Genomic DNA, 12,776 nt, shown 5'->3' with positions numbered 1-12,776 from the left:
CCCGTCGGTGCGGGCCCGTCCGCCGGGGAACGCGCCGCGGGAGCGGCTCAGGCCCCGCGGCCGGACGGCGTCACACCCGTGGGCGCCGCGGGGTCGAGGGCGGCCTCGACGGCGAGGTCCTCGATGTCCCGCAGCAGCGTCTCGAACCGGCCCGGGGGGAAGTGGTGCGTGTCCGCGGCGAAGCCGAGGACGATGCCCTCCGGTTCCTCCTCGACGGTCAGGAACAGGCGCTCGGACGGCCTGTCGGTCGTGCCGGCCCAGCGGAACTCGCTGCCGTCGCGCGCGGCGCGCAACCGGTCCCCGGTGAGCGGGTCGCCCGCCGGGTCGCCCGCCGGGTCGCCGGGGGATTCGTCGCGGCGGTCATTGAACACGCAACTGATGTCGAAGCCGGGGCCGCGTTCCCGTGCGATCCGGTCGACCAGTGCCGCGAGCCGCCGCGGGTCGTAGTACCCGTACTTGTACGCGCTCAGCGCGGCGCGCTGCGTGCGGGCCACCGCCTCGTCGACCGTGGCGTCGGCCACGTCGAGTACGCACAGGCCCAGTTGCGAGAGCATGCACACCACGTCCGCGAGTCCCGGGCGGAAGCGGTTGCCCACCAGGGGCCGCACCACCACCGGGTGGACGCCCGTGACACGCGCGAGCGCGACCGCGTACAGGGTCAGCAGGACGGTGGACGCCGTGGCTCCGGTGCGCCGCGCGACGGCCTGGGCCGCGGGCCGCAGCGCCCGGGAGCGCAGTTCCGCGCTCCAGTACCGCGGAGTGCGCGGGTCCGCCGAGCCGGAGGGACGGCGCGGCGCGATCGAGGTCAGCAGCTTCTCGTGGTAACGCAGCGCCCGGTCGTCGTGGCGCCGGCCGGCGGAGCGCTGCCAGCGGGCCTGCTCCAGCTGCTGCGTGCCCACGGGCGGCGCGGTGGTCCTGGCCGCCACCTCGCGCAGCATCACCCGGGCGCCGGCGGCGTCGGTCACCAGGTGGCACATGACGGCGACCATGTGCGTGAGCTCGCCGTGCCGCCGGATCACGGCCATGCGGACCGGCCAGTCGCCGGCGAGGTCGAGGGGCGCGTGCTTGTAGTGCGCCTCGACGGCGGCAGCCAATGCGCCGGGCTTCGTACCGTCGTCGGCGTCGTGGACCTCCAGGTGGATCTCGCCCGACCCGAAGAGCTCCTGCGCGGGCTCGGGCCCGGAGTCGAACCGCAGCCGGGTGCGCATCGACGGGTACCGGGTCATCAGGTACCGCAGCTCCTCCGCGACGTCGCGGAGGGACACGCCGGCCTCCAGGGGCTTCGAACCGCCCAGCGGCATCCAGGAGCCGTGGCGCGACATCGCCTCCCAGATGGACCACTGGCCCCAGGTCAACTGCTCGACACCCGCGTCCGGGCCCTCGAAGGCGACGGCCACGCGCTCGGCGGGGCCGGGCAGCCGGTGGCCCTCGCCTTCGCCGGGTAAGCGGATCGGGTACGCGCGGCCCGCGTCGCTGGCGTTCATCGCTGGCGCCTCCATGCCTCGTCCGCGGCCGGCGCCGCCCCCGGTCCCGGCGCGCGTCGCCGGGGTGGCTGCCGATTATCGCGCGGGCGGGCGTCCCGGCGGAAGGAGCCCGGGCGCGCGGGCAAGCGGCCGGGCGCGGAGGCCGTTGCCGGTCTCCGCGCCCGGTTACCGCACCGGTCCGGTGCCCGGGTCAGGTACTTCGGGCACACCGGTCGTGCGGGCGCCTTGGTGCATCAGCTGCACGCGGCGCCGTTGAGCGTGAACGCGGTGGGCGAGGCGTCGTTCGAGGTGAAGGTGCCCTGGAACCCGAAGGAGGTGCTGCCGCCCGCGGCGATGGTGCTGTTGTAGCTCATGTTCACGGCGGTGACGGCCTGGCCCGACTGGGTGACGGTGGCGTTCCACCCGTTGGTGATCTTCTGGTCGCCCGGCATCGAGAACCCGACGGACCAGCCGTTGACGGCGGCGGTGCCGGTGTTGCTGACGGTGACGTCGGCCGTGAAGCCCCCCGGCCACTCACTGGTCCTGGTGTAGGCGACGTGGCAGGTGCCGCCGCCCGTGCCCCCGGTGGTCGTGCCTCCGGTCGTGGTGCCGCCGGTGGTCGTACCCCCGGTGGTGGTACCCCCGGTGGTGGTACCCCCGGTAGTCGTACCGCCAGTGGTGGTACCCCCGGTCGTCGTGCCACCTGTCGTCGTGCTCCCGCTGACGTTCCAGGTGAACGACGCGGTGCCCGTCGCCCCTGTGGAGTCGGTGGCGGTCACGATCACCGAGTAGGTTCCCGCGGTCGTCGGGGTGCCGGTGATCTGGCCGGAGGAGCTGATCGACAGGCCCGCGGGCAGTCCGCTGGCCGAGTAGGTCAGGGTCTGGCCGGAGGCCGAGTCGGTGGCCTGGATCTGGAGGCCGGCGATCGCGGTGCCCGTGGTCGCGCTCTGGGTGCCGGGGTTGGTCACCGAGATCGTGTTGGGGCCGGTGGTCGAGCCGTAGCCGGCGGCGGTGATCGCGGCCTGCACGGCGTTCTCGGTGGCGTCGGTGGGGTAGCCGGCGGTGATGGCGCCCTCGAAGAACTCGCCCTGGTCGGAGTTGCTGTTGTCGCCGCCGGTGCCCAGCAGCAGCGAGCTGTCGGTCTTCATCGGCGAGTATCCCTTGGGCAGCGCACCGGAGTAGGTCGTGGTCAGACTCCCGCTGGCGGCGTTGCCGTACTTCAGCGTGAAGTTGCTCGTCCCGTTGTTCTTCTCCCAGGCGCTGACGAACGGGTAGTGGACGCCCTGGTTGTTGGGGTCCTTGTTGGAGCCGGTGCCGGTGTGGTACATGCCGTTCTCCAGGTCGGCCTCGACCCAGGGGCCGGTGCCGACGCAGCCGCCGAACCAGCAGGCGTTGCCCCAGTAGATGGCGTTCATGGTGGCGTTGCCGGTGTCGGTGTGCGAGTTCTCACCGCTGCCGTAGTCGAAGCAGCACCACTGATTGGTGAGGTTGGACGAGGTCACCATGTAGATGCCCTCGGGCTGCGAACCGGTGGGCGCTCCGGCGGCGTGGTCGACCCGGTAGCCGACGCCCGAGGTCACCTTCACGCCGTAGACCTGGTGACCGGCCGCGGTGATGGGCAGCGCCGAGGCGTTGGCGCCGATGTCCGACCCGTTGGGACCGGGGCCCTTCCACAGACCGCCCGAGGAGATCGGCAGGTCGTTGTGCTTGCTGGTCTGGTCGTAGATCTTGGTGATCGTGCACGTGGTGCCCGAGCAGAACGAGACCTGCGAGGCCCCGTCCGCGTAACCGCCCGCCGACAGCAGGCCGATGTCCTTGTAGCTGTGGTCGGAGGAGCGCTGGACCTGGTACAGCGGCCCGCTGTACGCCGCGAACAGCGCGCGGGTCGTGGAGTGCGCCGCGATGCAGGGCGTGCCCCCCGCCGCGTAGATGTCGCAGGGCAACGAGGAAGCCGCCGCGGCCGCGGGGTGGGCGGCGGCCGTGTTCGTGGCGGGGCCGCTCGCGGCGGCCCGGCCGCCGAACACGGCCGCCGCCATCGCCAGGACCAGGAGGAGCACGGCGAGCGGTCTGACCCGGCGCAGGCCGGCGGACGAGGGATACGTACGGTCATGCATGAGTGTTCTCCTTCGGTCGCGGGGTTGTGGTGCTCGCGTTGAAGCGCGTGTGGGCAGGTCCGCCCGCCGGGACACCGGACCGGCGGGCGGCTGCTGGTGGTTCAGCCGGAGAACCGCGCGTCCGCTCCTGGCCGGACCGGGCGCGGCGGACCCCGTCCGGAACCGAGTGCCGGCGGCGCCGGCACGGCCGCCGGCACACGGTTCCGGGCGCGATCGCCCCGCCCCCCGTCGTCGAGCCGCCGCCGTTCAGCCGCCGATGCCGTCCGGACGGGCGACGGGGGCCTGTGGTGTGGCCGTCCGTATCCCTTGAGGCATCCACGCAGCGGATGGCGACCGTCGTCCGCGGCCCACCGGCCGGGGCGTACACGAGGAACCGCACCGCACACCGGCCGCGTTGGGCGCCCGGACATTCGGCGCCGTGCCCGGGGTCAGGACACCCGCGCGCCATCGGCGCGGTGCGCGGGTGCCGCCGTCGGCGAGCGCGGTCGACGGGACGTCGGCGCGACGGTCGGCGGGAGGGCCATGCGTACGGGCGGGCGGGCCCTACGGGCGATGGCCGTGGTCGGATCCCACCGTCAGGTGACGCGCGCTCCTGGTCCGCGGACGCGGGCAGCGGAGGGGGGACGCACTGCTGTGGTCATGAGGCACTCCTGCATGAGGGTCGCGTCGTTGTGAGCGCTCACAACCCTCGCCGTGGGGGGATCGCATGGAGATGAATGGCACACGTGCCCCCTGTACACCAGGCGGCAGGTGGCATGAGACTGACACATGGCGGGGCCCAACTCAAGGGTGCTGCACGGTTCCGCGGTCCGGCACCGCACCGCTCCATCGCCCGGGTCGCCGGCCACGCGCCGGGCGTGCCCCGTCCACGCTTCCGTAGCCGCAGGTCACGGGGGACCGGCCTACTCCCCGCACCCGGACGACCCGGCGGTCCGGGCAGTCGTGTGCCGCAGGGTGCCGGCACCCCGGTCAGGGCCGTTCCACCGAAAATGGGCTTACGGATGCGCCGGGCCGCGGAATGTGTACGGCAGGGCGAGCGCCGCGCCACGAGCCTCAGCCTCGCGGTCCACTCGCCTCGGCCGCCGCCCCCGCTCGCCTGCGGCGCGGCAGACGCGGGACGCGCGGCGCACGCGGGCTCCGGGGCCGGGGCGGATTGCCGCGGGCCGGCGCGTCCTCCAGCTTGAGCGTGAAGAGCGTGGCCGCCGCGCACATCACGGCGAGGACCAGGTAGACGGTCCGGTACGTGGAGGGCGGCGCGGTGCGCAGGCCGTGCGGGGTGCCGGCGATGAGCAGGGACGCCACCAAAGCGGGCGCCAGTGCCGTGGTGAGCTGGAACACCACGCCGCCGAGGGTGGTCGCCTGGCCCATGTCCTCCTTGCCGACCGTGCTGACCGAGGCCACCGTGAGCGGCATGAACACCGCGCCCATGCCGAGCCCCAGCAGGAACATGTAGAGCCGCATGTCCCACGCCCCCGTACCGGCGTCCACGTTCGTCATGCACCCCAGCACGACCGTGACGAACAGCAGTCCGCCGGCGATGATCAACCGCGGGCCGACCCTGTCGTACAGCCGCGCCACTACCTGCACGGTCAGGGCCACGCCGATGGCCTCGGTGAAGGTGCTGGTGCCGGAGCGCAGGGCGGACCCGCCCTGGGCCTCCTGGATGAACAGCGGGGCCGCGTACATCGCGCCCATGAACGGCACCACGCCTATCAGGCCGATCACCTTGGTGTCCCTGAAAACGGCGTCCTTGAACAGCCGCAGCCGCAAGGCCGGGGCGGGAGTGCGCAGTTCGACGACGATGGTCGCCGCCACCAGTACGGCCGCGGCGGCGAGGCTGCCGGCGATCGCCGGGGACGACCAGCCCTGCCGGGCGCCCTCGCACACCCCGTACATCAGCAGCGACATCGCCCCGGCGGACAGCAGGAGGCCGGGCACGTCGAGCCTGCCGGGTGCCGGATGGCGGGGGTTGTCGAGGAAGAGCAGGCCGAAGAGGCAGGTGGCAACGCCGAGGGGAAGGTTGACGTAGAAGACCCAGCGCCAGGAGAGGTCGTCGACGAGCACGCCGCCGAGCATGGGCGCGATGGCCGGCGCGGCCTGCTGCGGGATGGTCATGACGCGCGAGGCCCGCACCCGCTCGGCCGGCGTGAACGTGCGGAAGAGCATCGCGCCGGCCACCGGCATGAGCAGCCCCCCGGCCAGGCCCTGCAGGCCCCGGTAGAGGACGAGTCGGCCGAGGCCGTCCGCGGTCCCGCAGAGCACGGACGCCGCGGTGAACAGCCCCATCGCGCCGATCAGCACCGGCTTGCCGCCGAAGCGGTCGCCGAGCCAGCCGGACAGCGGGATGGAGATGCCCACGCACACCGGGTACACCACGGCGACGCTGTCGCTGCCGGCCGCCGACACGCCGAACTGGCGGGCGATGGACGGCAGCGCGACGGTGGTGATCGCACCGTCCAGCACCACGAGGAAGAACGTGGCGACGAACATGACGGGTACGACCAGGCGCTGATCGAGGCGGCGGCCGGGCATGCTGCTCCTTCCCCGGGCCCGGGGCGGTCCGCGGCGGTCGGCGGACATACGGTTGGGTCGGCGCACAGCCGATATGCTGAGTCTACTCACTATGAGTCGACGCACAACAGGTGGAGCTCGTAGAGGGAGTGAGGCGGAACACCGTGGTGGAGACCCGCAGCAGTGACGTCCTGGTCGACGACCTTTTCCGTACGACGGTGCGGCTGCGCACGTACGTCGACGCCCAACTGCGCTGCCACGGCCTGTCCGTGTCCCGTCTGCGGCTGCTGCGGGCGCTGGCCACGACCACCGAGCCGCTGCGCATGCGCGACCTCGGCGAGGCGCTGGGCATCGCCCCGCGTACCGTCACCTCCCTGGTCGACGCGCTGGAGCGGGAGGGCCTGGTCGAGCGGGTCCGGCACCCCACCGATCGCCGCGCCTTCCTGCTGACGCTCACCCCGGTGGGCCGCACGGTCCACGCGAAAGCCGAGGAGATCGACCGGGCGGCCCTGGCCACGGCGACCTCGGCCCTCACACCGGCCCAGCGCGCCACCCTCCTCGACCTCCTGTCCACGCTGCGCACGGCCGTCCCCGACGCCCCGCCCGGCCCCCTGGAGTAAGGCGGGCCGCCCGGATGGCGGCACCGAAGGTGACCTCGCCGCCGGTCGCTCGTTTCGGACGTCATGATCAACAAACTCGCGGTCACCGCCGCCACAGGCGCCATGATCGCCACCACCGTCCTGACCGCCACCTCCCCCGCCCACGCCGCCCCTGTGCACGAGAGATGCTCGGTGGCGACCCTGCGCGGCGCCTACGCCGGCAACATCATGGGCACCTCCAACACCGGGCCGTTCAACCTCCAGTCGATGACGGTCTTCCACGGCGACGGCACCGCCACCGGCATCAAGGTCACCTTGGCGAACAGGTCGGAGGTGACCACGTTCACCGCCAACGACACCTACACGCTGGCCGCCGACTGCACCGGCACCCTGACGGCGGTGCGGAGCACCGGTGTCGTCGCCCACTACGTGATCGCGGTCGTCGACGGGGGCAGGAAGATCGACCTGCTGCAGACCGACCCCGGTTCCGTCGCGAACGGCGCGTTCGACCGCGTGGCCGGGTAGGGCGTCCGCCCGCCGGGCACCTCCGTCCGGGCTCCGGGCTCCGGGCTCCGGGCTCCGGGCTCCGGGCTCCGGGCTCCGGGCTCCGGGCTCCGGGCTCCGGGCTCCGGGCTCCGGGCTCCGGGCTCCGGGCTCCGGGCTCCGGGCTCCGGGCTCCGGCGGGAGTCGACCACCGGCCGGGCGCGGCCTGGCCGGTGGTGCCCGCGCGTGCCGGGGGCCCGGGCGGCGGCTGTCACGGGGCGACGCGCTCCCCCCTTCGAGAGGGCGTCCGGTGCGCGGGCGCATCGATCGACTCGACGGGTCGGAGCGCGCCTTGGGGCGGCGCGTGCGGCTGGAGAACGGCGACGCCCGGAGGGCCGGGCGGGAGGGCGACGTGGGTACGGTTGCAGCCAGCCGTCCAGCCGCCAGGAGATCGCGCCTATGTCGTCCGCCCCCGCCGTCGCCACGGCGGTCCCTTCGCCGCGGGGCCTGCGCCGCGCCACCATGGCCACGTACATCGCCTTCGCCGGCTCCGGCTTCGCGTTCGCCGGCTGGGCTTCGCGCATCCCACAGGTCCGCGACCACCTCCATCTGTCCCCGGCGCGCCTCGGTCTCGTGCTTCTCGCCATCGCCGCCGGCTCGCTCGTCGCCCTCCCGCTCGCCGGGCCGGTGGTCGACCGACTCGGTTCCAGGCGCACCGTCACCGCCATGGCCGCGCTCATGGCCGTGAGCCTGACCACCGTGGCCCTCGGGTACCTCGGCGGTCTCGCCCCGGTCGTGGCCGGACTGTTCCTCCTCGGCTTCGCCAACGGCGCTTGGGACGTGGCGATGAACGTCCACGCGGCGGTGGTCGAGCGTCGTCTCGGCCGCTCCGTCATGTCCCGCTTCCACGCCGGCTTCAGCCTGGGCACCGTCGCGGGGGCCCTCACCGGCGCGGCCCTGGTCGCGGCCCACATACCGGTCACCGCGCACCTGCTGTTCGTCGCGGTGGTGGTCGCGGTCGTCGTGCCCTGGGGGACCGGCATGTTCCTGCGCGACGACGCGGGGGACGACGCGGGGGCACCGGAGGAGCACGGCGGGGCCGCCGCGCGCGGCCCGCTGGCCGCCTGGCGCGAACCCCGCACGCTGCTGATCGGCCTGTTCGTCCTCACCTTCGCCTTCGCCGAGGGAACCGGCAACGACTGGGTCGGCATCGCCACCATCGACGGCTACGGCACGGCGGCCGTGACCGGAACCCTCGCGTTCGCCGTGTTCCTGTCCGCGATGACCCTCGGGCGCTGGTTCGGGCCCGCGCTGCTCGACCGGCACGGCCGCGTCCCCGTTCTGCGCGCGCTGGCCGTTCTCGGGATCGCAGGCTCGCTGCTGTTCGTCCTCGCCCCGGCGACCCCCCTGGCGTTCGCCGGAGTGGTCCTGTGGGGCCTCGGCACCTCGCTCGGCTTCCCCGTCGGCATGAGCGCGGGCGCCGACGAGCCCCGGTACGCCGCCGGCCGGGTGAGCGTCATCGCCTCCGTCGGATACTGCGCCTTCCTCGCCGGACCGCCCTCCGTCGGCCTCCTCGCCGACCACCTGACCGTCCTGCGGGCCATGACCTCGGTCGCCGTCCTCCTGGGCGTCGCCGCGCTCCTGACCTCGGCCATACGGTCCCCGCGGGACAGCGCGCCCGACGCGGAACCGGTACCGGACGCCGCGCCTCGGTGACGGCCCCCGAACGGGCGCTGCTTTGCGCGGGCCACCGCGGGCCACCGCGCGCCGCCGCGGGCCACCGCGGGCCGCTGCGGCCTTGCCGGAACGGAGGCGTCCGTCGTGGCCGGCCGCCGCTGCCGGAAATGACCGCGGGGGCGCGCTCGTCCCCGTCAGCCGGTGGCTCGGGCGCGTCGCACCTTCCCCCCGCGGCACCTGCCCGTGTGGGCGAGGGGGCGTGCTGTCGTACGGCGAGCGGCGGCCCGCTCGTGATCGCGCCCCCTGGCCGCCGGTAGGCTCCCGGGCCATGACCGTCGCGCGTTCCGCCGCCCTGTTCGTCGTCGCCGCCCTGTTCGAGATCGGTGGCGCGTGGCTGGTCTGGCAGGGCGTGCGCGAGCACCGCGGGTGGCTCTGGATCGGTGCCGGCGTGGTCGCGCTCGGCGTGTACGGGTTCGTCGCCACGCTGCAGCCCGACGCCGACTTCGGCCGCGTCCTCGCCGCCTACGGCGGGGTCTTCGTGGCCGGCTCCCTCGCCTGGGGCCGGGTCGCCGACGGCTACCGCCCCGACCGCTTCGACCTGATCGGCGCCGCGATCTGCCTGGCGGGCATGGCCGTGATCATGTACGCGCCCCGCCGCCACTGACCGGGCCGGGCGCCCTGAAAGCTCCGAACACAATGGCCGCCCTGCCCGCCGCCGCATCCGTATGCCGCCGCGCGGGGCGAGCCCGGCCCGGGGCGAGCGGGGCCGTTACGTGCGCCGCCTGCTCGCGTCGCGCAGCAGCGCGGCCAGCGCCGCGCGCAGCCGCCCGTACCGTCGTGGCCCGTTGCGTGGGACCGGCGGCGCCTTGTCCTCCTCGGCGTCGGGTCGCGTGTGCCCCTGGGCCTGCTCGTGCGTGCCGTCGGGGGGAACGGTGGACTGGTGCGGGAGGCGCGGGGTCAGCGGGACGGAGTTGCTGCGGGCTGCTTCGGCGCGCACGAGCGCGGCAACGGCCCGGTAGGGGTCGCTGGGCACGACGGGTCCTTCCTGCGCGAGGCGGGGTGATGGGGGCTGCGGCGGCCGCGTCCCCGCCGTCGTTCCGCGTCGTGCGGACGAGTCGGTGGCGGGGGGCGGCCGGGCCCCGTCAGCAGCGCAGGACGGTGCCGTGGAAGGACGTGAGGGCGGAGCCGGGCGCCGCGGGTGAGGCGTGGGTGGCGGCGGTGTCCGTCCCGGTGCCGCCCCAGGCGGCCGGGGCGGTCAGGGCGCACGCGGTGCCGGTCGCGGCGGTCTGCACGTGGACGGCCGCGGCCGCGCACGGCCCCTCGGCCGGATGGGAGTGGTGACCCTCGCCCTCCGGGGGGAGGCCGAGCCGCGGCGGGACGCGGTCCGCGGGGTGCGGGAGCGTGAGGGCCTGGTGGGGGCGGTCGCCGTCGGGCAGTGCGGCGTAGCGCAGGCCGGCGGTGGACAGGGCGTGCAGCAGGACGATCATCGCCACGAGCAGGACGGCCCGACCCGTGCGCCGACGGCTCGGACGCCGGCCGCCGCTGGTGTACGCCATGGCCCCTCCCTCCGGCGTCATGCCCAGGAAATCCCCTGCCACGGCCGCCATATCCTTGCATTTGTCAGAATTCACCTATATCAGCGATATATGGCACCGGCGGCGGCCCGGACTTGACGCCTCGCAACGGCTCCCCCGCGGTTCGTCCCGCGCGCGCCGACGGCGTTGCGGCGGTGAGACGGTGGCGCGTCGGCGGGCCCGCCCCGCCGTCCAGTCGCCCCTCCCGCCTCGCGGGCGCGGGTATGACAACGGTCTTCACTGCAGGCTTTGGCGGTCGGGGCACCCGTGCGGTTGGCTGGCGGCAGCCGTACCCCCACCGAGCGGACGAAGGACGTCATGAGCGAGCAGCACGACCTGGACGGCGCGCACGGCCACGGGCACGGCGGCGGGCACGCCGGGCACTCCCACGGCGTCGCCGCCGACGCGGACCGGCGCTGGCTGGTCATCGCGCTCGCCTTGATCACGGCGTTCATGGCGGGGGAGGTCGCGGCCGGGTTCCTCGCGCACTCCCTGGCGCTGCTCTCGGACGCCGCGCACATGCTCACCGACGCCGCCTCGATCGTGCTGGCGCTGGTGGCGATGCGGCTGGCGGCCCGCCCGCCCCGCGGGGACTACACGTACGGCCTGAAGCGGGCGGAGATCCTGTCGGCGCAGGCCAACGGCATCACGCTGCTGGTGCTGTCGGCATGGCTGGTCTACGAGGCCGTCCGCCGCCTGGTCAGCCCGCCCGAGGTCGCCGGCGGGCTGGTGCTCGCCACCGCGCTGGTCGGCGTGGCGGTCAATCTGGGTGCGACGTGGGCGCTGTCGAAGGCCAACCGCACCTCGTTGAACGTCGAGGGCGCCTTCCAGCACATCCTCACCGACCTGTTCGCCTTCGTCGCCACCGTCATCGCGGGCGTGGTCATGGTGACCACCGGCTTCAGCCGCGCCGACGCCATCGCCTCCCTGGTCGTGGTGGTCCTGATGGTCAAGGCCGGCACCGGCCTGGTCCGCGACGCCGGCCGGATCTTCCTGGAAGCCGCCCCGGCCGGGATGGACCCCGACGCCGTCGGCGACCGCCTCGCCGCCACCGATCAGGTCGCCGAGATCCACGACCTGCACATCTGGCAGATCACCTCGGGCCAGGTGGCCCTGTCCGCACACGTCCTGGTCGTGCCCGGCGGCGACTGCCACGCCGTGCGCCGGACCCTGCAGCGGCAGTTGCGCGCGACGTACGACATCACCCACGCCACACTGCAGGTCGACCACCTCGGCCAGAACGACGACGCGGAACTGCTGCAGATCACCAGCCGTCCGCCCGCCGACACCGAGGAGCCGCACGGCGAGGACGCCCACGGCCCGGTCCACCACCGCGGCCCGCACCGGCACTGACCCACGGCCCGGCGACCCGAGCGGGCGACCGCGCCCCGGCCCGAGGGCGGTTCCATCGTACGGACGGGCCCGTGCGCCGGAGGAGGCCGGCGATCCGGGGGGAGGCTGTCAGCCTTCGCGACCGGGGAGCATGGTCAGGGCCCGGGAGCGCTGCGCGACGAGGTCGTCGTAGGTGCCGTCGCGTTCGGCCCAGCGGTGCATGAGGACGCCCTTCACGAGGATCTCGTGGGGGGTGGGGTCCTGCGCGAGCAGGTGCATGACCTCGGTGGCGAAGTCGTGGAGCGGCAGTGCGTGCGGGTTCACCTTCTCCTGGCCCGCTGTGGCGACCGCCGGGGGAACGAGCTCGACGACGCCGACACCGGTGCCGTCGAGCTGCGCGCGCAGCGCCTCGGAGTAGGCGTGCACCGCGGCCTTCGAGGCGGCGTAGCTGGGCATGGGCGGGAACGGCAGGAAGGCGATGCCGGAGGTGACCGTGACGAAGGTGCCGGCGCCCCGCTGGACCAGGTGCGGGGTGAAGGCGTCGACGACCCGGACGGTGCCGACCAGGTTGGTGTCGATCGTCGTCTCCGCCACCTCGAAGTGTGCTGGGTCGCGCAGGTCCTCCAGGAGCATGACTCCCGACATCGTCACCACCGTGTCCAGCCCGGGGTACCGGGCGAGCACGGCGTCGCGGGCGGACGCGACGGAAGCGCTGTCCGTGACGTCGATGCCGAACGCGCCGAACCCTTCCCCGGCGAGTTCCGAGAGCGCCTCCGGGTTGCGGCCGCCGACGGCGACCGTGCTGCCCGCCGCCGCGAACCGCCGGGCCAGCTCCCGCCCGATGCCCGAGGTCCCGCCGACGACGAAGACGGTGCGGTTGGAGAGGTCCATCAGATCTTCCCTTCGGTTCAGCGCGCCGAGAGCGTGCGGGCCCGCGGCGCGGACAGCGATGTCCACTGTCTGTCTCACGTGCCACCGCAGTCTTGACGGGATCCGCCGGGTGTGGCAGAGCCCCCGTCTTCC

At 74.1% G+C, this 12,776-nt stretch carries 11 protein-coding genes; 5 read left to right on the top strand and 6 right to left on the bottom strand.

Annotated elements, in window-relative coordinates; genetic code table 11:
• Positions 1 to 47: 47 nt before the first annotated feature.
• The 3 genes from K7G61_RS31650 to K7G61_RS31635 form a co-directional block, all read right to left on the bottom strand.
• A complete protein-coding gene (locus K7G61_RS31650; RefSeq protein WP_225850505.1) occupies positions 48 to 1,484 on the bottom strand; it encodes a condensation domain-containing protein in 1,437 nt (478 codons plus the stop codon).
• Positions 1,485 to 1,717: 233 nt separating this feature from the next.
• On the bottom strand, positions 1,718 to 3,577 hold the full coding sequence (locus K7G61_RS31640; RefSeq protein WP_308190763.1) for an arabinofuranosidase catalytic domain-containing protein: 1,860 nt from the start codon (positions 3,575 to 3,577) through the stop codon (positions 1,718 to 1,720).
• A gap of 1,053 nt (positions 3,578 to 4,630) precedes the next feature.
• Positions 4,631 to 6,109, bottom strand: coding sequence for a DHA2 family efflux MFS transporter permease subunit (locus K7G61_RS31635; protein WP_225850504.1), 1,479 nt, complete (start codon positions 6,107 to 6,109; stop codon positions 4,631 to 4,633).
• Positions 6,110 to 6,237: 128 nt separating this feature from the next.
• On the opposite strand from K7G61_RS31635, the gene K7G61_RS31630 reads away from it, so the two are divergent.
• From K7G61_RS31630 to K7G61_RS31615, 4 genes are all read left to right on the top strand, one after another.
• Positions 6,238 to 6,708 carry a MarR family transcriptional regulator gene (locus K7G61_RS31630; RefSeq protein WP_225850503.1) on the top strand — a complete coding sequence of 157 codons (471 nt, stop codon included), beginning with the start codon at positions 6,238 to 6,240 and terminating at the stop codon, positions 6,706 to 6,708.
• A gap of 63 nt (positions 6,709 to 6,771) precedes the next feature.
• Positions 6,772 to 7,212 carry a hypothetical protein gene (locus K7G61_RS31625; RefSeq protein ID WP_225850502.1) on the top strand — a complete coding sequence of 147 codons (441 nt, stop codon included), beginning with the start codon at positions 6,772 to 6,774 and terminating at the stop codon, positions 7,210 to 7,212.
• Positions 7,213 to 7,629: 417 nt separating this feature from the next.
• Positions 7,630 to 8,886, top strand: a complete 1,257-nt coding sequence (locus K7G61_RS31620) for a sugar MFS transporter (protein ID WP_225850501.1) — start codon at positions 7,630 to 7,632, stop codon at positions 8,884 to 8,886.
• A 289-nt stretch (positions 8,887 to 9,175) separates the two neighbouring features.
• Entirely contained in the window at positions 9,176 to 9,511 is a 336-nt protein-coding gene (locus K7G61_RS31615) for a YnfA family protein (protein WP_225850500.1), read from the top strand.
• 105 nt (positions 9,512 to 9,616) lie between these two features.
• Here the strand turns inward: K7G61_RS31615 and K7G61_RS31610 are convergent, their stop codons facing one another.
• Together K7G61_RS31610 and K7G61_RS31605 are read right to left on the bottom strand one after the other, a co-directional pair.
• On the bottom strand, positions 9,617 to 9,880 hold the full coding sequence (locus K7G61_RS31610) for a hypothetical protein (RefSeq protein WP_225850499.1): 264 nt from the start codon (positions 9,878 to 9,880) through the stop codon (positions 9,617 to 9,619).
• Between the two features lie 109 nt (positions 9,881 to 9,989).
• Positions 9,990 to 10,403 (bottom strand): hypothetical protein, encoded by a 414-nt coding sequence (locus tag K7G61_RS31605; protein ID WP_225850498.1) that lies wholly within the window; start codon positions 10,401 to 10,403, stop codon positions 9,990 to 9,992.
• Between the two features lie 336 nt (positions 10,404 to 10,739).
• Here K7G61_RS31605 and K7G61_RS31600 point away from each other — a divergent pair, with 336 nt between their 5' ends.
• Complete coding sequence (locus K7G61_RS31600; protein ID WP_225850497.1) at positions 10,740 to 11,774, top strand: cation diffusion facilitator family transporter; 1,035 nt, start codon at positions 10,740 to 10,742, stop codon at positions 11,772 to 11,774.
• Positions 11,775 to 11,882: 108 nt separating this feature from the next.
• Here the strand turns inward: K7G61_RS31600 and K7G61_RS31595 are convergent, their stop codons facing one another.
• Positions 11,883 to 12,644: an SDR family oxidoreductase gene (locus K7G61_RS31595; RefSeq protein ID WP_225850496.1), complete on the bottom strand. Its 762-nt coding sequence runs from the start codon at positions 12,642 to 12,644 to the stop codon at positions 11,883 to 11,885.
• Positions 12,645 to 12,776 lie beyond the last annotated feature (132 nt).

The sequence above is a fragment of the Streptomyces sp. HPF1205 genome (genome assembly GCF_020400825.1).
Lineage (GTDB): Bacteria > Actinomycetota > Actinomycetes > Streptomycetales > Streptomycetaceae > Actinacidiphila.
This window is presented reverse-complemented; position numbering and strand designations above follow the sequence as displayed.

Bases quoted from the DNA above. Each gene is read 5' to 3' on its own strand.
- K7G61_RS31650 (WP_225850505.1), bottom strand. From the start codon at position 1,484: ATGAACGCCAGCGACGCGGGCCGCGCGTACCCGATCCGCTTACCCGGC.
- K7G61_RS31640 (WP_308190763.1), bottom strand. From the start codon at position 3,577: ATGCATGACCGTACGTATCCCTCGTCCGCCGGCCTGCGCCGGGTCAGA.
- K7G61_RS31635 (WP_225850504.1), bottom strand. From the start codon at position 6,109: ATGCCCGGCCGCCGCCTCGATCAGCGCCTGGTCGTACCCGTCATGTTC.
- K7G61_RS31625 (WP_225850502.1), top strand. From the start codon at position 6,772: ATGATCAACAAACTCGCGGTCACCGCCGCCACAGGCGCCATGATCGCC.
- K7G61_RS31620 (WP_225850501.1), top strand. From the start codon at position 7,630: ATGTCGTCCGCCCCCGCCGTCGCCACGGCGGTCCCTTCGCCGCGGGGC.
- K7G61_RS31615 (WP_225850500.1), top strand. From the start codon at position 9,176: ATGACCGTCGCGCGTTCCGCCGCCCTGTTCGTCGTCGCCGCCCTGTTC.
- K7G61_RS31605 (WP_225850498.1), bottom strand. From the start codon at position 10,403: ATGGCGTACACCAGCGGCGGCCGGCGTCCGAGCCGTCGGCGCACGGGT.
- K7G61_RS31600 (WP_225850497.1), top strand. From the start codon at position 10,740: ATGAGCGAGCAGCACGACCTGGACGGCGCGCACGGCCACGGGCACGGC.
- K7G61_RS31595 (WP_225850496.1), bottom strand. From the start codon at position 12,644: ATGGACCTCTCCAACCGCACCGTCTTCGTCGTCGGCGGGACCTCGGGC.